Consider the following 21,711-nt stretch of genomic DNA (forward strand, 5'->3'; position numbering starts at 1 on the left):
AGGTAGTGATTGGAAATGGGTATATCTACTTTAAATAAAATTAAAGCTTTCGGTTCAGAATTGTTCGATTCGGTATTAGGTGCTGAACAGCCAAAAATCTATTATGACCCAAACGGGAAAATAAAAGATATTCTGGAGAAATTGCCCCAGCTCAAGCAAAAATATCGGCCCACACCGTGGTTGAGCAACAATCACGTTCATCTTTTGTATTTTGATATCATTAGAAAAAAAACTATCAAACTTGAATATGACCGTATTGATCAGCTCACTATGAAAGATGGTGGCGTAACTGCGATCGCGTGGTATGGCTATGATCTTCCTCCAGATACTCCAACTGTTGTCATTATGCATACCATTACAGGAACACCTGAAAGTATGCGTGAACTTGTGAAAGACATACATCATTATACGGGATGGAGAATAGCACTATGCTTACGCCGTGGGCATGCTGGCTTACCTATGCCTGTGCCACAGATTTCTCTTTTTGGATCAACAAGCGACCTTAAAGAGCAACTTGAGCATATTCAAAAATTATTCCCTAAAACGGATTTATACGCAGTAGGTTCCTCTGCCGGGACAGGGCTACTAGTTCGTTACTTAGGAGAGCAAGGTACTGACACGCCATTTAAAGCTGCTTTTGCAATGTGTCCGGGCTACAACACAGAGATTGGCTTTAAAAATGTTCATCCGTTTTATAGCAAAATGATGACCAAAAAGTTATTCAAGTATTTTATTCATCCTTATCAAAGTACTTGGAACCAGGTTGCTTCTTTAGAAAAGGTTCTTGCAACGACAAGTCTAGAAGAGTTTGAGAAAGAATATTTTGAAATGGCTGGCTTTGATGATTATCAAAGCTATTGCCAAGCCATTAATCCAATTTATGTATTTGAGAATGTCAAAATACCATTAATGATTCTTAATGCTGAGGATGATCCAGTCTGTTCTATTAAAAATTTGGAACCTTACAAAGAAACGATTCAGCAAATGAGTAATATTGCGGTAATCACCACAAAAAAAGGAAGTCACTGTGGCTTTTACGAAGGATGGAAAAGTACCTCATGGGCGGCCAAATTAATATCAAATTATTTTTTGGTCGAACATAAGCAATAACTGTAATTTCGCAATAAGTTAAATAAAGCCCATTCAACAGATGGGCTTTATAATTTTATTAGATCAAGATAAAAGCAATTTAGGATCTTTTAGTCCAATTTTGATTTTTGTGCTAGCTACGAGGTCTTTTTCATCTGTTTGGTTGGGATGAAAGTCAAATCGATAATAATCAAAAAATTGGGGGATCAGTGTTCTATATTGTTTATTCGCAAAACTAAAGAACTTACGCCATGATTTGAAATTTAAAAGTTGATGATCCCGTTTCATAAGAACGAATTGATAAATTGTTGAAAAACCGGTAATCAAAAATAGACTTAAAGTAAAGACTGTAATGCGAGGAAGGTATGCGCTTAAGCCACTTCCATATAAATGTTGATAGAGATCAAAGGCCACAGCTTTATGTTCAGTTTCTTCAATACTATGCCATAGCCATAAATTGCGAATAGTTGAGTCCGTCATCAATTCATTAACAGATTGCATCATACTAACCACAAGTACTGCGGTGTAGTGTTCTAGACCTACTGTAACAAGTAAATTCCATTTTTTACTAAAAACTTTTTCAATAGCTTTTAAAACGATGCCAGTTACTTTTTCTAAAGATTGAGGATCTAAACCATATTGCTGTGCACTTACATGAAAAGCATGATGTTCTTTAGAGTGCATAGCTTCTTGGCCAATAAAAGCACTAATTTCACGATCTAAAATTTCATTCGACTTTGCTTTAGCACGTAAAGCTCGAACAGAGCGAACGAAATATGATTCACCTTCAGGGAACAATGTAGATAAACCCGTAAAATAATGGGTAAAAGTAGGTTCATTATTACACCAGTAGCGAGGTACATTTTCAAAATTATAGTCCATACGACGGACTGGAAATGAGGCGGGGACACGATTTGATACAGTATTCATTCTAAGCTCCAATCTTCTTTTAATTTAAGTTCCAAAAAGGAACTTGTTAAAAAACTACATCTCTCTAAATTTATCGTCAATGTTTTTTGAAGTGAAAAAAGTAGATTGTCCCTAATTGATATCTAAGGAAACTTTAAAGATAAAATGCGAAGAAAAAGTAAAACTGTTTATTAAATTTAATAATACTTAAAAGCCCAAATTGATGGTTCAATTTGGGCATATGTGTTTACGAACTTAGTTTTTAAGCGCTGGAGTAGCAGCAGCAATTGCAGCAGCAACAGCATCATCTTCAGTTTGAGATGGTTCGGCTGGCTTAGCTGGTTTTGACTGAACCTTTTCAGGTTTTGGCTCTGCTTTTGGCTCAGGCTTAGGTTCAGGTTTTGGTTTCGGCTCTGCTTTAGGTTGCTCAGAAACTGTTGTTTGTGAATTTTGATCAGGTTGGGTAGGGCGAGTTTCACGGCGAATTTCAGTTGTCGTATTCGCTGTTTCTTCACGATGAACTTCAACTTGCGTTGGTTCCTGAGTTTGAGCTTCTTCAGTTTGAACACTTTCTAAAGACTCAAATTTTGCAGGTTCAGCAGGTGTAGGTTCTGAAACAGCAGTTTCAACCTTTTCTTGCTCTTCTTCTTTAGGTGTTTCTTTTTTGACACATGCGGTTAACAATAGTCCAGCTGCAATTGCAGCACAGATTAAAAGTTTTTTATTTGCCATTGTCCTAAACAACATTTAATTGAGGAGCTGGCATTATAACAGCAAAAGAGAATGAAAAAATCATGTGAGATTGACCTAAATTTTTATTAAAAATGCTGATAGAATAGCCAGTTGTTTAATGATCTTTGAATTGATGCGGTTTGACTTTGCTTTATAGGGGCAGAGTACAGTAAAATTGCCAAACATTGTAGGCCGATTTCGGCTTGATTGTACGAGAAACTTAATGACCCATTTTATTTTTGTCACTGGTGGTGTAGTTTCATCGCTAGGTAAAGGTATTTCTGCTGCTTCAGTTGCTGCACTTTTGGAAGCCCGTGGCTTAAAAGTCACAATGGTTAAAATGGATCCCTACATTAATGTCGATCCAGGGACAATGAGCCCTTTCCAACATGGTGAAGTTTTTGTCACAGAGGATGGTGCCGAAACTGATCTAGACTTGGGTTATTACGAACGTTTCTTACGTCGTGCGAAAATGACCAAACTTAATAACTTTACCAGTGGTCGTGTATATCAGGACGTTTTAAATAAAGAACGTCGTGGTGACTACCTTGGTGGTACAGTTCAAGTTATTCCTCATATTACTGACAACATTAAAGAACGTGTACTTCGCGCAGGTGAAGGCTACGATGTTGCTATTGTAGAAATTGGCGGTACGGTAGGTGATATTGAATCACTTCCATTTATGGAGTCAGTTCGTCAGTTAATGGTTGAGCTTGGTCATAAAAGAACCATGCTTATGCATTTAACTTTGTTGCCATATATCAAATCTGCAGCAGAGCTTAAGACAAAACCAACTCAACACTCTGTTAAAGAGTTGCTTTCGATTGGTATTCAGCCAGATATTCTTATCTGCCGTACTGAATATGATGTGGATGTTGATACTAAACGCAAAATTGCATTGTTCACTAACGTAGAAGCGCGTGCTGTAGTGGTATGTAAAGATGCGAAAACAATTTATCAAATTCCACGTACATTCTATGAACAAAACGTTGATGACTTGATCTGTGAGCGTTTTGGATTTAATGATCTTCCAGAAGCAAACCTAGAAGATTGGGACAATGTAGTCGAAGCATTACTAAATCCTGAATACACTTTACGTGTAGCTATGGTTGGTAAATATGTTGAATTACCAGATGCTTATAAGTCTGTGAATGAAGCATTATTACACGCAGGTATTAAAAATCGCGTAAAAGTACAAATCGATTATGTCAACGCTGAAGAACTTGAAAGCCAAGACGTATCTATTTTAAGTACAGCTGACGCAATTTTAGTTCCAGGTGGTTTTGGCGAACGTGGTACTGAAGGCAAAATGAAAGCTATTCAATACGCACGTGAAAACAAAATCCCATTCTTGGGTATTTGTTTAGGCATGCAATTGGCTGTTATTGAATACGCTCGCCATGTTGCAGGTATGCCAGAAGCTTCTTCTACAGAATTTAACCGCTCTACAAAATATCCACTTATTGGTTTAATTACTGAATGGTTAGATGAGCGCGGTGAATTACAACAACGTAGCCTTGAGTCTGACTTAGGTGGAACTATGCGTTTAGGTGCTCAAAAATCTGAATTGGTTGAAGGCACAAAAACACGTGAAGTCTACGGTAAAGCTGAAATCACTGAGCGTCATCGTCACCGTTATGAAATGAATAACCGTTTCATCGAGTCGATTGAACAAGCTGGTATGAAGATTTCAGGTTACTCTTCAGCACAACATTTAGTTGAAACTGTAGAAATTCCTGAACATCCTTGGTTTATTGCTGTACAATTCCACCCGGAATTTACAAGTTCACCACGTGATGGACATCCATTATTTGCTAGTTTTATTGACGCTGCAAAAACACAGCATCAAAAAAGTAAATAATGCGATTTTAAATAAACTGGGAAAGTTTAAATGTCACAATTAAAACCACAAGAAGTTGTACGTTTAGGCGATATACAAATGGCAAATCATTTGCCATTTGTATTATTTGGCGGAATGAACGTACTTGAATCAAAAGATTTAGCTTTTGAAATTGCAGAAACGTATGTTGATATTTGCAAACGCTTAGATATTCCTTATGTATTTAAAGCGAGTTTTGATAAAGCAAATCGTTCTAGTCTGCATTCATTCCGTGGTCCTGGACTTGAAAAAGGTATCGAATGGTTAGGTGATATTAAAAAACATTTTAATGTTCCTATCATTACTGATGTGCATGAGCCATATCAGGCTGCACCGGTTGCAGAAGTAGCCGATATTATTCAATTACCCGCTTTCTTAAGTCGTCAGACTGATCTTGTCGAGGCGATGGCAAAAACACAGGCTATTATTAATATTAAGAAAGCCCAGTTTTTAGCACCTCATGAAATGCGTCATATCCTGCATAAATGTTTAGAAGCAGGAAACGACAAACTTATTCTTTGTGAACGTGGTTCAGCATTTGGTTATAACAATCTTGTTGTAGATATGCTTGGCTTTGACACAATGAAAGAAATGAATGTGCCAGTTTTCTTTGACGTGACACATGCGTTACAAACCCCTGGTGGTCGTGCTGACTCAGCAGGTGGTCGTCGTGCTCAAATTACAACTTTAGCACGCGCTGGAATGGCAACTGGTTTGGCTGGATTGTTCTTGGAAGGACACCCAGACCCAGAACATGCAAAATGCGATGGACCTTGTGCATTACGTATGTCCCAACTTGAACCATTCTTGGCACAAATAAAAGAATTGGATACTTTAGTTAAAGGATTCAAAAAGTTAGACACCCATTGAGTTGTTTTATAACCCTTACGCTGCTTTAACCGCAGCTCATATTCATTCAAAGAGGAATTGTTCATGAGCCAAATCGTTGACATTCGTGCACGTGAAATTTTGGACTCTCGTGGTAACCCAACCATCGAAGCAGACGTAATTTTAGAATCTGGGGTTGTTGGTCGTGCATGTGCACCATCTGGTGCTTCAACTGGTTCTCGTGAAGCTTTAGAACTACGTGACGGTGATAAATCGCGTTACTTAGGTAAAGGCGTTCGTACAGCAGTTAACAACGTTAATACGTTGATTCGTGATGCTTTGTTGGGTAAATCAGTTTTTGAGCAAAAAGACATTGATAATACAATGATCGCGCTTGACGGTACTGAAAACAAAGAGAAATTAGGTGCTAACGCAACTTTAGCTGTGTCATTGGCTGCTGCGCGCGCTGCTGCTGAAGAAAAGAAACTTCCTCTTTTCCAATACATCGCAGATCTTCGTGGTCAAACAATTTTGACAATGCCTGTACCGATGATGAACATCTTAAATGGTGGTGAGCATGCGGACAACACTGTTGATATTCAAGAGTTCATGATTGAGCCTGTAGGTTTCACTTCATTTGCTGAAGCTTTACGTGCTGGTGCTGAAGTATTCCATTCTTTAAAATCAGTTTTAAAGAAACAAGGTTTGAATACTGCTGTGGGTGATGAGGGTGGTTTTGCTCCTAACTTACGTTCTAATGAAGAAGCAATTCAAATCATTTTACAAGCAATTGAATTGACTGGTTACAAAGCTGGTTCAGACATGATGCTTGCGTTAGACTGCGCATCTTCAGAATTCTACAAAAACGGTCAATACGTTTTAGAAGGCGAAGGCAACCGTGCATTTACAAGCCATCAGTTTGCAGATTATTTAGCTGGTCTTGTAAATCAATATCCAATTATCTCGATCGAAGATGGTCTTGATGAGTCTGATTGGGAAGGCTGGAGCTACTTGACTTCAATCCTTGGTGATAAAATCCAATTGGTTGGTGATGACTTGTTCGTAACTAATCCTAAGATTTTACAACGTGGTATTGATGAAAAAGTTGGTAACTCAATCTTAATCAAATACAACCAGATCGGTACTTTGACTGAAACTTTAGATGCAATCTATCTTGCTAAAGCAAATGGTTATTCGACTGTTATTTCTCACCGTTCTGGTGAAACGGAAGATTCTACTATTGCTGACTTAGCAGTAGGTACAGCTGCTGGTCAAATCAAGACTGGTTCACTTTGCCGTTCTGACCGTGTTTCTAAGTACAACCAATTACTTCGTATTGAAGAATTGACTAAAGCTGCTTACCGCGGTAAAGCTGAATTTAAAGGTTTAAACTAATCTTTAAATAAAAAGTTAAAATTAATTTTTTAACATTTGAAGGTGCTATTTCCTGTTTTTAATAGGAAATAGCACCTTTTTTATTATCCTAATCGGCGTGTTTTTAAAGACTCAGCCCAACTGTGATGTTGACATCGGCTACATTCTTGGTCGATTTTATTTAAAATTTTAGTTTCACCACATTTCATACATGAATAAAAAGTATTAAGTTTAAGTACATTGGCTCTGCGGTAAGCGTCAGGGAATAATGGTAGGCCCCATTTTACGTCCTCATCTTCAAAATAAAGCAGACTAAGAATACCATCAGACTCTAATAAAGCTGTTCTCACTTGTCCAAGATGCTCAACATGTTGTTGCCGCATTTCTGAGAAAAACTCATCATGAGAATATGATTGTTTTTGGAAATCTTTGTAGACTACAAGACCATCCTTAACAATACAAAGCGCTTTTCCTTCAAGTAAATCTTCAATTTTTTTATGTTTTACCATGCTCCATGTAGCAAATCGATAAAGAAAAAGAATAACGATAAACACAACAAAGGCATGTGCAATAGGTATATCCTCAGTAAACATCGGATCGCCAGCTGCTGACCCTAAACATAAAATGATTGCGAGTTCAAAAAGGGAGAGCTGACGTACACCTCGTTTACCAGATAATCTTAAAAAACTAATAATGATGATAAACATCACGGTACATCGAACTAAAACTTCTAAAACAAAGTTCCAAGTCGTGTCACCAATGAAAATATTAAAAAAATCCATTTTTTTCTCCTTATTAAAATAGTTAGAAGAGATCCTTATAAATTCTTAACAAAGTAAAAAATAAAAAAATATACTTTTTAGGTAGTTATTAGTTAAAAGCTCGAAATATATGTGACTTTTTATAAATTTATTTCAACTAATTCTCTACGAAGAAGTTTACTGTTGATAGCGTGACCAAGCTGATTTATTGCAAAGTAGATCTATTAAAAAGGTACTTTTACTTTATATGAGCTTGTATTTAAATGGGAGATAAAAGATATACTTTGTGGGTGGTTTCTTATTATTAAATAAATTCTCCTTAAGAAAGATATGACTGTGAATATAATTAATAATCAAAAATTTATTATATTTAATAAGATAGTTTAACGACAATTAGAGGTATAGGGGATGGCATCTAAACGTTTTTGAAAAGCATGAGGATCCATAATATTTTTATACATTTGTTGATAAGTTTTTTTGTGATCTTCAATATTATGATAGTCGATAATTTCTTGGAGTTTGTCTTTGTATTCTATATGACCAGCATTGAACATCGCTGCATAGTGTCCCCATAAAGCATATTGATATCTTAAAGCAGCTTTTGGGATCAAATTTATCTCGGTTAAATAACTATTAGCAGTTTTTTCATAGCATTCTTTTATTTGATAAGGGTCTCTTTTCATTTTGCTTAAAAAAATACATTGCATCTCTTGTAGCTTTGAACTATCTGTTTTAGCTAGTATTTTTTCGGTAACACTATATGCTTCATTAAGACAACCTAAATGTACAAGTATTTTGCGTTTAGTTTTTAAAATATTTAGATTGTTCTCGTTAGAAGGTATCTTTTTCAATAAGTTTTTAAATCTTAAGTGAGCAGTTGTTTGGTCTTGTTCCGTGTTTAATTTATAAATAATTTCATTATATTCATATATATAAGTATTATTTGGTTTGTGCTGCTTCTGATAGTCCTTCGTATTAATTATTTTAGAAGGACTATCATCAGTATGGTTATTACAAGCGCTCAAACCTAAGCTTACTAAAGAAAATGCTAAAACTTTATGCACTACAACTTGTACCTTTTATTCTCTCTTAAGAGGTTTGAGAAGAATAATAAAATATAAAAGAAAATACTGTTTAGTTTATTATTTTTTGAGTTAATCATAAAACTATTGCATAACATTTTATTGGCTAATTGAAAGAGCAATAAATTTAAAAGATGTGATGACCAAACAAGATCTGAAGAGAGTGAAAATATATAAGTGATTAGAACCATTGATAATTTAATTTAAACAAATAGGAATAATTATTAATATATTGTTGATAACAATTATCATTCATGTTAATTTTTGTGCCGACTTTTGCTGCTGTGTAACAAGGACCAAAGTAGCAAAAGGCTAAGGAATCTCGCACAGCACATTGGTTATTATGGAATTTTCTTATGTACACTCCGCCCTTTAGAAAAGCGTTTACATCTCATCCCTTAGCACTTGCTATGGCTTTAATTGCTCCTTCAATTGTTTATGCAGATGAGACAAATGGAACAGCCACTTTAGAAACGATAAAAGTGCAAGCAGAAGAAGATTCCGCTGTTACCGAAGGTTCGGGCAGCTATACAGCAAAAAGCACAAATACTTCTACAAAATTAAATTTATCTCTTCGTGAAACACCACAGTCGGTGAAGGTTTTAACCCGTGAATATTTAGATGATCGGAAAATCGATTCTTTTCAAGATTTAATGAACAATATTACGGGTGTTTCGACGTCACGTACTGATGAGCGTCAGAAAGTTTATGCGCGTGGTTTTGAGGTAGATTATTACTTAATAGATGGAATACCGAGCACGATTAATTTAGGTACAGGGGACCTTGATTTAGATATTTATGATCGCGTCGAGGTGGTGAAAGGTGCTAATGGCCTAACCACAGGTGCGGGAAATCCAGCGATGGCGCTGAACATGATTCGTAAACATGCAAACTCAAAAGAACTTAGTGGTAATGTCAGTACATCATTAGGCTCATGGAATTCTTGGAGTAGTTCGGCAGATATTTCTGCACCGCTTAATGCTGATGGTTCATTGCGTGGACGTATGTTTGTGAAGCATTCTGATGAAAATTCATTTATGGATTTTTATGAGAAAGAACGGAATGTATTTTATGGTGCCTTTGATTATGATCTGAGCGATAAAACAAGTATGTCGCTTGGAGCTACATATCAAGAATTGCATCGTGATGGTATCCGCTGGGGTGGTACACCAGCTTTTTATACTGATGGGACCCGTACCAATTTTTCCAGAAGCTTAACAGTAAGCGCACCTTGGACATATTGGGATGTGAATACAACGGCAGTGTTTGCGAACTTAAAACAGAATTTATTTAATGACGTTAATTTAAATGTTGCTTATACCTTCCGCAAAGAAGATACGGACTCTATGTTGCTATATACAGCTGGAAAAGTAGATAAGGCAACCAACACCAGTCCATTAGAAAATCCAAATGATAATTCTGAGAATAAAACTGATTATGTTTCTGTATATGGCGCAAAAGCTGCCAGTGAAGAAAACAATATTGATGTTTTTATTAATGCCCCATTTATGCTTTTTAATCGCCCACAAGAAATCATTATTGGTGGATCTTGGAATAAGAATGAAAAAACCAAAGATCTTTCTGGTGGTTCTAATGCAAACAAAGAGATTGAAAAATATTTAGGTGGCCCACTTAACTATAATGATATAGCACAAGAATTACTTCAGCCACTGGTACTAAATACCAGAGGTGCACTCAATGAAACCACACAAACTGCTGCATATATTGCGGGTAAATTTCAAATTCTCGATCCTTTAAAAATTATTGCTGGTGCACGTTTATCTAACTGGAAATATAAATCTGAAAATGATAAAGGTAACCGTGAATTTAACAATGAATTAGCACCATATATTGGCGCTATTTATGATTTTGCCCAAGATCATTCTGTGTATGCGAGTTATACAGAAATTTTCAAACCTCAAGATCGTAAAGATGTAAATGATCAATATATTGACCCCATTACAGGTAAGAGTTATGAAGCTGGCTTAAAAAGTGAGTGGTTTGGGGGGCGTTTAAATACAGCGTTATCAGTATTTCGAATAGAACAGTCTAATTTTGCTGAATCGATACCTGACACGTTCATTATTCGCAATGGTACACAAACTACCGAGCAAGCCTATCGCGCTGTAGATGGGGTTGAAAGTAAAGGTTTTGAGTTTGAAGCTGATGGCGAGATTAATGACAATTGGGGTATTAATTTCGGTATTGCTAATTTTGAAGCAAAAGATGCAAAGGGTACGAAGGTTAATACGACAAACTCTCGAACAACTTCAAATTTATTTGTTAAGTACAAACTTAATCAGTGGAGTGCAGGACTTGGCTTAAATTATAAGAGTAAATACTATACGGGTAGTGGAAGCTCTCGCATTGAGCAAGATGCTTATGTTTTAGCAAGTGCGATGCTTGGCTATCAAGTAGATAAAAATATTAAACTTCAATTTAACATCGATAATATTTTTGATGAGAAATATTATGAAGGTATTGGTGAAAACTCAATGAACTGGGGAACACCACGAAATGCAACGCTGAGTGTTCGTTATAATTTTTGATACAGACATACTCATAAGTAACCGATTTATAAAAGCCCTCAAAAGAGGGCTTTTTTGTGCGTAGATTGATTTATAAGCAGTTGTACTTATAAATATTATTTCCCTTTCAAATTCCATTCATTTTTGACAAAATGAAACATGTCACAATGGTCAATTAAAGTAATATGCCCATTAATAATTTTGCTTAAATTTTTGCAGGAATTTCGCATGCTACTTCTTAATTACTATACAATACAATCTCTTAACGAAAGTTTTTAATTGAAAATCTTAATGATATGTTAGAAGTATTTCGATCCACTTCAAGCAAACTGATATTGCTACTGGTTATTGTTTTAGTAGCCATACTGCAATATCAATTTTGGTTAGGTGAGGGTGGCTATCTCCCTCATCAAGCTCTCATGCAACAAATTCAGCAACAAGCTGAAGTAAATGAAGAGCTTAAAGAACGAAACCGTATTTTGGCAGCAGAGGTTTTTGATCTGAAAAATGGTACAGAAGCAATAGAAGAACATGCTCGCCTTGATCTTGGTTTGGTTAAACCACATGAGACATTTGTTCAAATGAGTACCATCAGTACCCATTACAAGCCTATTTATATTGACCCGAACGCTAAAGTTGATTTGGAAACGAATGAGACACCTGCATCCCCAGATATCCCAGACTAAATTATGGGCAGTGATTCCAGCTGCAGGGTCAGGAAGTCGATTTTCTAAAACTGAATTGAAACAGTATCAATATATTCAGAATACGACTGTTTTAGAACATACTGTTCGGTGCATAAGTCAACTTCCATTAAATGGTTATGTTCTGGCAATTGGTACTCAAGATACTTTTGCTCAGACTCTCGCATTTCATGATATGGATAAAGCCCATTTTTGTATGGGTGGGGCAGAACGAGTCCATTCAGTATTAAACGCATTAAATCATCTTTTAACTTTTGCTGATGAAAATGATTGGGTGCTTGTGCATGATGCAGCTCGGCCTTGTGTTACAATTGAATGTTTAAATACCCTTGTTGAACAAGCAATTAAATCAAATCATAGTGCTATTTTAGCGATTCCTGTTCGTGATACGTTAAAGCAGGTTAGGGTAGATAATTATATTAATAAGACGGTAAGTCGGGATTCATTGTGGCAAGCTCAAACTCCTCAAATTGCTAAAATTGGGAAGCTCAAAAAGGCAATTGAATACGCATTAGAAAATAACATTGCTATTACCGACGAAGCAAGTGCACTCGAATATATGGGTGAAACTGTGCAGGTTGTGATGGGGCGTTCTGATAATATCAAAATTACTTATCCTGATGATTTAGAACTTGCACGTTTAATTTTACAATCACAGTCTTAAGATAAAAATCGAATAATAAGTTGTAGTTTTAATTGTAAAATAGCCTAAGTAAATATTTCATTTCTACATATCTATTTATAAGAATTAATGTTTTTTTACATCCCAAGTCTATAAGATTAGTTGAGTAATTTACTTAGATAATGTTCGATCATCGAACAAAATATATTTATAGCGAACAAAACTGTATGTAGCTTACTAGATCAAAATACGAAAATTATCAAAAATGTTTAAAAGGGAAATCTAAGGGAAACACTCGGGATTGAGTGAAATATTTATCTATTCTTCTCGCCTCAGTGTGCCTAACTCTCTTATCTCTCTTTTCTTCAATGAGCACAATGGAGTTGTCTAATGATTGACAAAAGTAAGTCCTCACTAAGCGAGGTTCTATCGCAGATTAAAGATGGTGCAACCATTCTAATTGGTGGTTTTGGTACCGCAGGACAACCCGCTGAACTCATTGATGGTCTTATTGAACTCGGTGTTAAAGATTTAACCATTGTCAGCAACAATGCTGGTAATGGCGATTATGGTCTGGCGAAACTGCTTAAAGCAGGTTCGGTTAAAAAAGTGATTTGCTCTTTCCCGCGTCAGTCAGATTCTTATGTGTTTGATGAACTTTATCGTGCTGGAAAGGTCGAGCTTGAAGTGGTACCACAAGGTAATCTGGCTTGCCGTATTCAGGCTGCGGGTATGGGCCTAGGTGCGGTATTTACCCCAACAGGCTTTGGAACACTTTTGGCCGAAGGTAAAGAGACCCGTGAGATTGATGGGAAAGATTACGTACTCGAATATCCGATCAAGGCTGACTTTGCCTTGATTAAAGCCTACAAGGGCGACCGCTGGGGCAATCTGGTTTACCGTAAATCTGCACGTAACTTTGGCCCAATTATGGCCATGGCTGCGGATGTCACCATTGCTCAGGTTTCTGAAGTTGTGGAGCTAGGTGGTTTAGACCCTGAGCACATCATCACCCCAGGTATCTTTGTACAGCATGTTGTACAAGTAGCGCCAGCACAGTAAGCAATAAGGAGAAATAACATGAGCTACCAGAAACTCAGCCGTGACCAGATTGCAAAACGTGTGGCAAAAGATATTCCAGATGGCGCCTATGTGAACTTGGGTATTGGTTTACCGACCAAGATTGCAAGCTACTTACCTGACGATAAAGATATTTTTCTTCATTCTGAAAATGGCCTATTGGCTTTTGGCCCACCGCCAGCTGCAGGTGAAGAAGACCCTGAACTGATTAATGCGGGTAAAGAGTTTGTGACCATGCTTGAAGGTGGTAGCTTTTTCCATCATGGCGACTCATTTGCCATGATGCGTGGTGGTCACCTTGATATTGCTGTACTCGGTGCATTTCAGGTGGCAGCCAATGGCGACTTGGCCAACTGGCACACGGGAGCACCCGATGCGATTCCTGCGGTGGGTGGTGCGATGGATTTAGCTGTAGGGGCTAAGAAAGTGTTTATCACCACAGACCATGTGACCAAACAAGGTGAACCGAAGATTGTGGCTGAGCTAACTTATCCGGTTACGGGTAAACGCTGTGTTGACCGTATTTACACTGACCTTTGTGTGATTGATGTGACCAAAGATGGTTTGAAGGTGATTGAGAAAGTGAAAGGTCTTAGCTTTGATGAGTTACAGGCTTTAACGGGTGCAACTTTGATTGATGCGACTCAAGGGTAAGGAAGTAGGGAAATGACATTAAAAACCGCTTATATCATCGATGCCATCCGTACTCCATTCGGCCGTTATGCCGGTGGCCTTGCTCCTGTCCGTGCCGATGATCTGGGGGCTGTGCCGATTAAAGCCCTCATGCAGCGTAACCCAAGTGTAGATTGGGAACAGGTCGATGATGTGATCTATGGCTGTGCCAACCAAGCCGGTGAAGATAACCGTAATGTCGGCCGTATGTCAGCACTGCTTGCAGGTTTACCTTATCAGGTGCCAGCAACCACGATTAACCGTTTATGCGGTTCTTCACTCGATGCCATTGCCATTGCTGCCCGTGCTATTAAAGCAGGTGAAACAAACTTGGTGATTGCAGGTGGTGTGGAAAGCATGAGTCGTGCTCCTTATGTGATGGGTAAATCAGACAGTGCTTTTGGCCGTAGCCAGAAAATTGAAGACACCACCATGGGTTGGCGCTTTATTAACCCTAAACTTAAAGAATTGTATGGTGTAGACACCATGCCCCAGACTGCCGAAAACGTCGCTGAACAGTTCAACGTGAATCGTGCAGACCAGGACCAGTTTGCCTTGGTGAGCCAACAACGCACCGCAAGCGCGCAAGCCAAAGGCTTTTTTTCTAAAGAAATTGTGGCAGTTGAAATCCCTCAGCGTAAGGGTGATGCTGTTGTGATTGATACCGATGAACATCCTCGTGCATCAACCACCCTTGAAGGTTTAAGCAAACTTAAACCTGTGGTTAAAGCAGATGGCACGGTCACTGCGGGTAATGCTTCAGGCATTAATGATGGTGCTGCAGCTCTGCTAATTGCTTCTGACGAAGCGGTTCAGGCTTATAACCTAAAACCACGTGCCAAGATCATTGCTTCAACAGCAGTGGGTGTAGAACCACGCATTATGGGCTTTGCTCCGGCACCAGCGATTAAGAAATTACTTAAACAAGCCAACCTGACTTTAGATCAGATGGATGTAATTGAACTCAATGAAGCTTTTGCTGCACAAGCTTTGGCCGTGACCCGTGATTTAGGCTTGCCAGACGATTCTGACAAGGTAAATCCAAACGGTGGTGCCATTGCTTTAGGCCATCCGCTTGGTGCATCAGGTGCACGCCTCGTGACGACAGCCCTAAACCAGCTTGAACAAACAGGTGGTCGTTATGCCTTGTGTTCAATGTGTATTGGTGTGGGCCAAGGCATTGCTTTGATTATTGAGAGAGTCTAATCATGAGCCAGTTATATGCCAGCTTGTTTTATCAAAAAGATGTCACTGACATCTTTAGTGACTCATCTTTAATCACATATATGATTCAGGTTGAAGTTGCGTTAGCTCAAGCACAGGCACAGGTTGGTGTGATTCCTCAAAATGCGGCTAATAGCATTGCCCAAGTAGCTGGGCAGGCATTAGACAAGTTTGACTTTTCAGCTTTGGCTGTTGCAACTGGGTTAGCTGGAAACATCGCAATTCCATTTGTAAAACAGCTTACAGCAATTGTTAAAGATGTTGATGAAGATGCTTCGCGTTATGTGCATTGGGGTGCAACCAGTCAGGATATTTTAGACACAGCTTGTATTTTGCAATGCCGTGATGCGTTGAACATTGTGGAAGCTCAACTTCAACAATGCTATGCGACTTCATTACAACAAGCCAAGCAATATCGCCATCAAGTCATGATTGGGCGTACATGGTTACAGCAAGCTTTACCAATTACCTTGGGGCATAAACTTGCTCGTTGGGCTTCTGCATTTAAACGTGATTTAGATCGTATTCAAGCTATGAAGTCACGTGTACTGACTGCTCAGTTAGGTGGTGCTGTGGGTTCATTGGCTTCTTTGCAAGATCAAGGGTCACTTGTGGTTAATGCATTTGCGAAGCAACTGAATCTGACTGTACCGACAAGCACATGGCATGGTGAGCGTGATCGTATTGTAGAAATTGCAAGTGTGCTTGGCATGATTGTCGGGAATACGGGCAAGATGGCACGGGATTGGTCACTGATGATGCAAACTGAAATTGCAGAGTTGTTTGAGCCAACAGCCAAGGGGCGTGGTGGTTCATCGACTATGCCTCATAAGCGTAATCCAGTCGCAGCAGCATCCGTATTAGCTGCGGCGAATCGTGTACCGGCACTTATGTCTAGCATCTATCAAAGTATGGTGCAGGAACATGAGCGTAGCTTAGGTGCATGGCATGCAGAATGGTTAGCAGTTCCAGAAATCTTTCAGCTTTGTGCTGGAGCATTAAGTCGTACTGGTGAAGTCTTACAAGGTTTTGAAGTTAATGCTCAGCATATGCAACAGAATCTTGAATGTACGAATGGATTGATTATGGCAGAAGCTGTAATGATGGCACTTGCTCCTAAAATTGGACGTTTAAATGCTCATCATTTAGTTGAAGCTGCATGTAAAACAGCGGTAGCACAAAACCAGCATTTGTTTGATGTCGTTAGCCAACTAGAAGAAGTGAAAGGACAGTTTAGCCAAGCAGAAATACGGGATATTTTCAAACCGGAAAACTATTTGGGCAATATTCAGCAACAGATTGATGCAGTTTTGCAAGAAGCACAAGGAGAGTCAAAGTGAATCAGACTATTAGCAATCGCCAAGGAAAACAGCTAGCTGTTTATAGCGACGGCTTAAAAGACGCTCCTGTGCTTGTATTCTCTAATTCATTAGGCACAGACCATGGTATGTGGCAGTCACAGGTAAGTGAATTAAAAAGTCATTTTAATGTCATTACATACGACACACGTGGTCATGGTGGAAGTGATGTAATTAGTGACACCACATTGCAAAACTTAGCTGAAGATGTGGTTGATATTTTAGATGCCTTGAGTGTTGAAAAAGCTCATTTTTGTGGCATTTCAATGGGTGGAATTACTGGGCTTTGGTTGGGTATTCATCATCCAGAGCGCTTTTTAAGTATTACTGTTGCGAACTCGGCAGCCAAAATTGGTCAGGCGGAGGCTTGGTTGAGTCGTGCTGACTCGGTAGAACAAAATGGTTTAGCTGAGTTGGTAAAAACCACGCATACCCGCTGGTTCAGTGAAAAATTCGACTATCAACATAATGTTGTTGCGCAGACGACGATTCAAAGTCTTGCAAACACACCGGCACAAGGTTATGCAAATGCATGTCGTGCTTTAGCGTATGCCGATTTAAGAGATGAAATTGCACAAATCCAAATTCCGGTACTGCTGGTTGCGGGAACAGAAGATCCAGTAACTACAGTAGCAGATGCTGAGTTTATGCAGCGCGCTATCAACAATAGTCAGATTGCTAAATTGGAAGCATCTCATCTTTCTAATATTGAGCAACCGCAAAGATTTACTCAGGAATTGACTAGGTTTATTCAGCAAATCTAATAGCTTAGTGATTTAAAAGGAATTGGCCTTAAGGAGGCAAATATGGCGTCTCAGGATTACGCTGCACCAAATAAAAGTATCGATGCTCAAGCATTAATTAATGATGCTCCACTCAGTAAGTATCAATGGATGATCGCAATCATCTGTTTCTTAATTATTTTTACTGATGGTATTGATACTGCTGCAATGGGTTTTATTGCACCAGCTTTGGCACAAGACTGGGGAGTTGATCGCTCTCAGTTAGGACCAGTGATGAGTGCTGCACTTGGTGGAATGATTATTGGAGCTTTGGTTTCTGGTCCGACAGCTGACCGTTTTGGTCGCAAAATCGTACTGGCTTTTTCGATGCTTGTATTTGGTGGCTTCACCTTGGCATCTGCTTATGCAACCAACTTAGATAGCCTTGTCGTTTTACGCTTTTTGACAGGTATTGGACTTGGTGCAGCGATGCCAAATGCTACCACATTATTTTCTGAATACTGCCCAACACGTATTCGTTCATTACTCGTGACCTGTATGTTCTGTGGTTATAACTTAGGTATGGCAACCGGTGGTTTTATCAGTAGTTGGCTGATCCCGACTTATGGTTGGCACAGTCTATTTTTACTTGGTGGCTGGTCACCTTTGATCTTAATGATTTTAGTGATTTTAGTTTTACCTGAGTCTTACCGCTTTTTAATTGTGAAAGGTAAGAATCCTGAAAAAGTACGCAAAATCTTAAATCATATTGCGCCAGCTCAGATCCAAAATGCGACTGCATTTCACGTACCTGAAGAGAAAACCGAGACAGCTCAAAAGAAAAATGTCTTTGGAATTATGTTTTCTAAACCATATGCGAAAGGAACACTTTTACTTTGGTTGACCTATTTCATGGGGCTCGTGGTTGTTTACTTGCTTACAAGCTGGTTACCAACGCTTATGCGTGAAACAGGTGCCTCAATGGAGCGTGCTGCATTTATCGGTGGATTGTTCCAGTTCGGTGGTGTGGTAAGTGCCTTGTTTATTGGTTGGGCGATGGACAAATTCAACCCGAACCGAGTGATTGCTATTTTCTACTTTGCTGCAGGTCTATTTGCGATTGCTGTTGGTCAAAGCTTAGGAAACTCAACATTACTTGCAGTATTGGTGCTTTGTGCGGGTATCGCAATTAACGGTGCGCAATCTTCAATGCCTGCGTTAAGCGCTCGTTTCTATCCAACGCAGTGCCGTGCAACTGGCGTGTCTTGGATGACGGGGATTGGACGTTTCGGTGCGGTATTTGGTGCTTGGATTGGGGCTGTGTTACTCGGCAATGATTGGTCGTTTACCGCCATTCTTAGTTTATTACTAATTCCAGCGACTGCTGCGGCTGTTGCTGTATTTGTTAAATCAATTGTTGCGCATACCGATGCAACTTAATAGAGGTCTATCACAATGAATGATGAACAACGCTATAAACAAGGCATTGAGGTGCGGACTGAAGTTTTGGGTGAAAAGCATGTTGGTCGGTCTTTGCAAAATCTGAATGACTTTAACCAAGATTTTCAAAATTTTATTAGCCGTTATGCATGGGGTGAGGTGTGGTCTCGTCCGGGCTTACCGCGTCATACACGTAGTTTAGTCACTATCGCAATTTTATTAGCACTTGGTCGTGAAGACGAACTACGCATGCATTTACGTGCTTGCTTTAACAATGGTGTAACTAAAGAAGATTTAAAAGAGCTGATCTTACATAGCTCACTCTATGCAGGTTTACCTGCTGCAAACGCTGCAATGCATATGGCTGAAGAAGTCTTTAAAGAGTTGGGGATAGAGGTAAACCCAATTGCAGCGAAAGAACAGGATTAAGGAGATAAAGATGTCACAACATAGCTGGGGTGCTTACGCCCAACGTAATACAGATGATCATCCACCAGCGTATACGCCAGGTTATAAAACAAGTGTATTACGTTCGCCAAAAAATGCATTGATCTCAATTAATGAGACTTTAACTGAAGTTACTGCACCACATTTTTCTTCAAATCTGTTTGGCCCAAAAGATAACGATTTGATTTTGAACTATGCCAAAGATGGTTTGCCAATTGGTGAGCGTGTCATTGTTCATGGCTATGTTCGTGACCAATTTGGTCGTCCTGTAAAAAATGCACTTCTAGAAGTATGGCAGGCCAACGCTTCTGGTCGTTACCGTCATCCAAACGACAAGTTTATTGGTGCAATGGATCCTAACTTTGGTGGTTGTGGTCGTACCTTAACTGATGAAAACGGTTTTTATATTTTCCGTACCATTAAACCGGGTCCATACCCATGGCGTAACCGTATTAATGAATGGCGTCCTGCACATATTCATTTCTCTTTAATTGCTGATGGTTGGGCTCAGCGCCTAATTTCGCAGTTTTATTTTGAAGGCGATACGCTCATTGACACTTGCCCGATCTTAAAAACGATTCCTTCTGAAGATCAACGTCGTGCCTTGATTGCACTAGAAGATAAAAACAACTTTATCGAAGCTGATAGCCGTTGTTACCGTTTTGACATCACTTTACGTGGCCGTCGAGCGACTTACTTCGAAAACGAATTGACTTAATCGGGAGCACGAGCATGAATAACTGGAATTTTCAGGAACTAAAAGAAACTCCATCTCAAACAGGTGGACCTTACGTTCACATTGGCTTATTGCCACAACAAGCAAATATTGAAGTGTTTGAAAACAACTTTAATAACCAGTTAGTACAAGATCAGACCAAAGGTGAGCGTATTCGTCTTGAAGGCCAAGTGTTTGACGGATTAGGTTTACCGCTACGCGATGTGCTGATCGAAATTTGGCAAGCCGATGCGAATGGTATTTATCCAAGTCAGGCAGATACGCGTGAGCAAAAAGCTGATCCTGCATTTCAAGGTTGGGGCCGTACAGGTGCAGACTTTGAAACGGGTGTTTGGAGCTTTAATACAATTAAGCCGGGCGCGACAGCAGGCCGTAAAGGTTCAACTCAAGCACCTCATATTGCATTAGTCATTTTCGCTCGCGGTATTAACTTAGGTCTTCATACACGAGTTTATTTTGACGATGAAGCAGAGGCAAATGCCAACGACCCGATTCTAAATAGCATTGAATGGGCACCACGTCGCCAAACACTTATTGCAAAACGTTTTGAAGAAAATGGTGAAGTTGTTTACCGCTTTGATATTCGCATTCAAGGCGATGACGAAACTGTATTTTTTGATATTTAAGAAACACCTAAGGCTACACCTGATTATTCAAGGATGCGTGTAGCCTTTTTAAGGATGAACCATATGAACATGAAAACATTATTAAGCTTAAGTTTGCTTGCACTCCCATTTTTTACAGCACAGGTGAATGCTGAGCCTGTTGCTTTAGCCGCTCAAACACAACCTGCCGCTACAGCCGTTAAAACGATTGTTCCGATTACCGCAAAAACCAAAGAACAAGCTTTGGCACAAGCTCAGGTCATTGCAAATACAGCAGATGCTGATTTGGCAGAGTTTCGTATCGATTTACTCAGTTTTGCGAGTGATACAAAACAAGTGATTGCTTTGGGGCATGAGTTAAAAAAGATTTTAGGCAATAAGCCAATGATCGCCACAATTCGTACCAAAAACGAAGGTGGCCAGCTTGAAATTAGTGATGTGGATTATGGTAAGACTTATCAGGCTTACTTAAAGAATCCGTTCATGGACTGGTTAGATGTTGAAATGTTCCGTGATCAAAAAGTAGTTTCAGAAATTGTTCAAAAAGCACATCAAAAGAAAGTGCTGATTGTCATGTCTAATCATGACTTCCAAAAAACACCAAGCCAAGATGAAATTGAAAAACGCTTGTTAAAACAAGATCAAATGGGCGCAGATATTCTCAAAATTGCTGTAATGCCTAAATCTAAACAAGACGTTTTCACTTTAATGAACGCAACTTTAAAAGTAAGCCAGCAAACCACTAAACCTTTATTGACGATGTCAATGGGGCAATTAGGTACGATTTCTCGTGTTGCGACTGCCAATATGGGCGGAAGTTATAGCTTTGGCATGATTGGTCAGGCTTCTGCACCGGGTCAAATTGATGTGACCAAGCTCAAACAGATTTTACAAATCGTTCAACCAACAAACCCATAAA

21 protein-coding genes are annotated in these 21,711 nt (G+C 39.0%); 17 read left to right on the forward strand and 4 right to left on the reverse strand.

Annotated features, from left to right (window positions below; all coding sequences use genetic code 11):
• Positions 1-15: 15 nt before the first annotated feature.
• Positions 16-1,110, forward strand: a complete 1,095-nt coding sequence (locus JGE69_RS09070; RefSeq protein ID WP_033847238.1) for a YheT family hydrolase — start codon at positions 16-18, stop codon at positions 1,108-1,110.
• Positions 1,111-1,173: 63 nt separating this feature from the next.
• Here the strand turns inward: JGE69_RS09070 and JGE69_RS09075 are convergent, their stop codons facing one another.
• A complete protein-coding gene (locus JGE69_RS09075; RefSeq protein ID WP_002121049.1) occupies positions 1,174-2,019 on the reverse strand; it encodes a metal-dependent hydrolase in 846 nt (281 codons plus the stop codon).
• 234 nt (positions 2,020-2,253) lie between these two features.
• Positions 2,254-2,730 carry an internalin gene (locus JGE69_RS09080; RefSeq protein WP_199112709.1) on the reverse strand — a complete coding sequence of 159 codons (477 nt, stop codon included), beginning with the start codon at positions 2,728-2,730 and terminating at the stop codon, positions 2,254-2,256.
• A gap of 223 nt (positions 2,731-2,953) precedes the next feature.
• On the opposite strand from JGE69_RS09080, the gene JGE69_RS09085 reads away from it, so the two are divergent.
• The 3 genes from JGE69_RS09085 (at position 2,954) to eno (ending at position 6,832) form a co-directional block, all read left to right on the forward strand.
• A complete protein-coding gene (locus JGE69_RS09085; RefSeq protein ID WP_002121060.1) occupies positions 2,954-4,591 on the forward strand; it encodes a CTP synthase in 1,638 nt (545 codons plus the stop codon).
• Between the two features lie 30 nt (positions 4,592-4,621).
• Positions 4,622-5,479: a 3-deoxy-8-phosphooctulonate synthase gene (gene kdsA, locus JGE69_RS09090; RefSeq protein WP_017400378.1), complete on the forward strand. Its 858-nt coding sequence runs from the start codon at positions 4,622-4,624 to the stop codon at positions 5,477-5,479.
• Positions 5,480-5,542: 63 nt separating this feature from the next.
• The gene (eno, locus tag JGE69_RS09095) at positions 5,543-6,832 is read left to right on the forward strand and encodes a phosphopyruvate hydratase (protein WP_002121066.1); all 1,290 of its coding nucleotides are present in this window, start codon (positions 5,543-5,545) and stop codon (positions 6,830-6,832) included.
• 83 nt (positions 6,833-6,915) lie between these two features.
• On the opposite strand, the gene JGE69_RS09100 is transcribed toward eno, so the two are convergent.
• Both JGE69_RS09100 and JGE69_RS09105 read right to left on the reverse strand, forming a co-directional pair.
• Positions 6,916-7,593: a DUF421 domain-containing protein gene (locus tag JGE69_RS09100; protein ID WP_199112707.1), complete on the reverse strand. Its 678-nt coding sequence runs from the start codon at positions 7,591-7,593 to the stop codon at positions 6,916-6,918.
• Between the two features lie 362 nt (positions 7,594-7,955).
• Positions 7,956-8,636 carry a hypothetical protein gene (locus JGE69_RS09105; protein ID WP_068931043.1) on the reverse strand — a complete coding sequence of 227 codons (681 nt, stop codon included), beginning with the start codon at positions 8,634-8,636 and terminating at the stop codon, positions 7,956-7,958.
• Positions 8,637-9,010: 374 nt separating this feature from the next.
• On the opposite strand from JGE69_RS09105, the gene JGE69_RS09110 reads away from it, so the two are divergent.
• The 13 genes from JGE69_RS09110 to aroD all read left to right on the forward strand — a co-directional run bounded on the left by JGE69_RS09110 (position 9,011) and on the right by aroD (position 21,710).
• Positions 9,011-11,203 (forward strand): TonB-dependent siderophore receptor, encoded by a 2,193-nt coding sequence (locus JGE69_RS09110; RefSeq protein WP_413784467.1) that lies wholly within the window; start codon positions 9,011-9,013, stop codon positions 11,201-11,203.
• Between the two features lie 275 nt (positions 11,204-11,478).
• A complete protein-coding gene (ftsB, locus tag JGE69_RS09115) occupies positions 11,479-11,868 on the forward strand; it encodes a cell division protein FtsB (RefSeq protein ID WP_005069056.1) in 390 nt (129 codons plus the stop codon).
• Positions 11,834-12,550 (forward strand): 2-C-methyl-D-erythritol 4-phosphate cytidylyltransferase, encoded by a 717-nt coding sequence (gene ispD, locus JGE69_RS09120; RefSeq protein ID WP_199112705.1) that lies wholly within the window; start codon positions 11,834-11,836, stop codon positions 12,548-12,550. The genes ftsB and ispD overlap by 35 nt, the downstream gene beginning before the upstream one ends.
• A gap of 348 nt (positions 12,551-12,898) precedes the next feature.
• Positions 12,899-13,570 (forward strand): 3-oxoacid CoA-transferase subunit A, encoded by a 672-nt coding sequence (locus tag JGE69_RS09125; protein ID WP_017386040.1) that lies wholly within the window; start codon positions 12,899-12,901, stop codon positions 13,568-13,570.
• An 18-nt stretch (positions 13,571-13,588) separates the two neighbouring features.
• On the forward strand, positions 13,589-14,242 hold the full coding sequence (locus JGE69_RS09130; RefSeq protein WP_199112703.1) for a 3-oxoacid CoA-transferase subunit B: 654 nt from the start codon (positions 13,589-13,591) through the stop codon (positions 14,240-14,242).
• Positions 14,243-14,254: 12 nt separating this feature from the next.
• Positions 14,255-15,466, forward strand: a complete 1,212-nt coding sequence (gene pcaF / locus JGE69_RS09135; RefSeq protein WP_199112701.1) for a 3-oxoadipyl-CoA thiolase — start codon at positions 14,255-14,257, stop codon at positions 15,464-15,466.
• Between the two features lie 2 nt (positions 15,467-15,468).
• A complete protein-coding gene (locus JGE69_RS09140) occupies positions 15,469-16,824 on the forward strand; it encodes a 3-carboxy-cis,cis-muconate cycloisomerase (protein ID WP_199112699.1) in 1,356 nt (451 codons plus the stop codon).
• Complete coding sequence (gene pcaD, locus JGE69_RS09145) at positions 16,821-17,606, forward strand: 3-oxoadipate enol-lactonase (protein ID WP_199112697.1); 786 nt, start codon at positions 16,821-16,823, stop codon at positions 17,604-17,606. The genes JGE69_RS09140 and pcaD overlap by 4 nt, the downstream gene beginning before the upstream one ends.
• 42 nt (positions 17,607-17,648) lie before the next feature.
• Entirely contained in the window at positions 17,649-19,004 is a 1,356-nt protein-coding gene (locus tag JGE69_RS09150) for an MFS transporter (RefSeq protein WP_032006318.1), read from the forward strand.
• A 15-nt stretch (positions 19,005-19,019) separates the two neighbouring features.
• Positions 19,020-19,433: a 4-carboxymuconolactone decarboxylase gene (gene pcaC / locus JGE69_RS09155; protein WP_000997505.1), complete on the forward strand. Its 414-nt coding sequence runs from the start codon at positions 19,020-19,022 to the stop codon at positions 19,431-19,433.
• A gap of 10 nt (positions 19,434-19,443) precedes the next feature.
• On the forward strand, positions 19,444-20,169 hold the full coding sequence (pcaH, locus tag JGE69_RS09160; protein ID WP_000077913.1) for a protocatechuate 3,4-dioxygenase subunit beta: 726 nt from the start codon (positions 19,444-19,446) through the stop codon (positions 20,167-20,169).
• A gap of 14 nt (positions 20,170-20,183) precedes the next feature.
• Positions 20,184-20,813, forward strand: coding sequence for a protocatechuate 3,4-dioxygenase subunit alpha (gene pcaG, locus JGE69_RS09165; RefSeq protein ID WP_002121089.1), 630 nt, complete (start codon positions 20,184-20,186; stop codon positions 20,811-20,813).
• A gap of 69 nt (positions 20,814-20,882) precedes the next feature.
• Positions 20,883-21,710 carry a type I 3-dehydroquinate dehydratase gene (aroD, locus tag JGE69_RS09170; protein WP_199113245.1) on the forward strand — a complete coding sequence of 276 codons (828 nt, stop codon included), beginning with the start codon at positions 20,883-20,885 and terminating at the stop codon, positions 21,708-21,710.
• Position 21,711: the final 1 nt, after the last annotated feature.

The sequence above is a fragment of the Acinetobacter sp. C13 genome (assembly GCF_016809775.1).
GTDB classification, from domain to species: Bacteria; Pseudomonadota; Gammaproteobacteria; order Pseudomonadales; family Moraxellaceae; genus Acinetobacter; species Acinetobacter pittii.

Bases quoted from the DNA above. Each gene is read 5' to 3' on its own strand.
- JGE69_RS09070 (WP_033847238.1), top strand. From the start codon at position 16: ATGGGTATATCTACTTTAAATAAAATTAAAGCTTTCGGTTCAGAATTG.
- JGE69_RS09075 (WP_002121049.1), bottom strand. From the start codon at position 2,019: ATGAATACTGTATCAAATCGTGTCCCCGCCTCATTTCCAGTCCGTCGT.
- JGE69_RS09080 (WP_199112709.1), bottom strand. From the start codon at position 2,730: ATGGCAAATAAAAAACTTTTAATCTGTGCTGCAATTGCAGCTGGACTA.
- JGE69_RS09085 (WP_002121060.1), top strand. From the start codon at position 2,954: ATGACCCATTTTATTTTTGTCACTGGTGGTGTAGTTTCATCGCTAGGT.
- kdsA (WP_017400378.1), top strand. From the start codon at position 4,622: ATGTCACAATTAAAACCACAAGAAGTTGTACGTTTAGGCGATATACAA.
- eno (WP_002121066.1), top strand. From the start codon at position 5,543: ATGAGCCAAATCGTTGACATTCGTGCACGTGAAATTTTGGACTCTCGT.
- JGE69_RS09100 (WP_199112707.1), bottom strand. From the start codon at position 7,593: ATGGATTTTTTTAATATTTTCATTGGTGACACGACTTGGAACTTTGTT.
- JGE69_RS09110 (WP_413784467.1), top strand. From the start codon at position 9,011: ATGTACACTCCGCCCTTTAGAAAAGCGTTTACATCTCATCCCTTAGCA.
- ftsB (WP_005069056.1), top strand. From the start codon at position 11,479: ATGTTAGAAGTATTTCGATCCACTTCAAGCAAACTGATATTGCTACTG.
- ispD (WP_199112705.1), top strand. From the start codon at position 11,834: ATGAGACACCTGCATCCCCAGATATCCCAGACTAAATTATGGGCAGTG.
- JGE69_RS09125 (WP_017386040.1), top strand. From the start codon at position 12,899: ATGATTGACAAAAGTAAGTCCTCACTAAGCGAGGTTCTATCGCAGATT.
- JGE69_RS09130 (WP_199112703.1), top strand. From the start codon at position 13,589: ATGAGCTACCAGAAACTCAGCCGTGACCAGATTGCAAAACGTGTGGCA.
- pcaF (WP_199112701.1), top strand. From the start codon at position 14,255: ATGACATTAAAAACCGCTTATATCATCGATGCCATCCGTACTCCATTC.
- JGE69_RS09140 (WP_199112699.1), top strand. From the start codon at position 15,469: ATGAGCCAGTTATATGCCAGCTTGTTTTATCAAAAAGATGTCACTGAC.
- JGE69_RS09150 (WP_032006318.1), top strand. From the start codon at position 17,649: ATGGCGTCTCAGGATTACGCTGCACCAAATAAAAGTATCGATGCTCAA.
- pcaC (WP_000997505.1), top strand. From the start codon at position 19,020: ATGAATGATGAACAACGCTATAAACAAGGCATTGAGGTGCGGACTGAA.
- pcaH (WP_000077913.1), top strand. From the start codon at position 19,444: ATGTCACAACATAGCTGGGGTGCTTACGCCCAACGTAATACAGATGAT.
- pcaG (WP_002121089.1), top strand. From the start codon at position 20,184: ATGAATAACTGGAATTTTCAGGAACTAAAAGAAACTCCATCTCAAACA.
- aroD (WP_199113245.1), top strand. From the start codon at position 20,883: ATGAAAACATTATTAAGCTTAAGTTTGCTTGCACTCCCATTTTTTACA.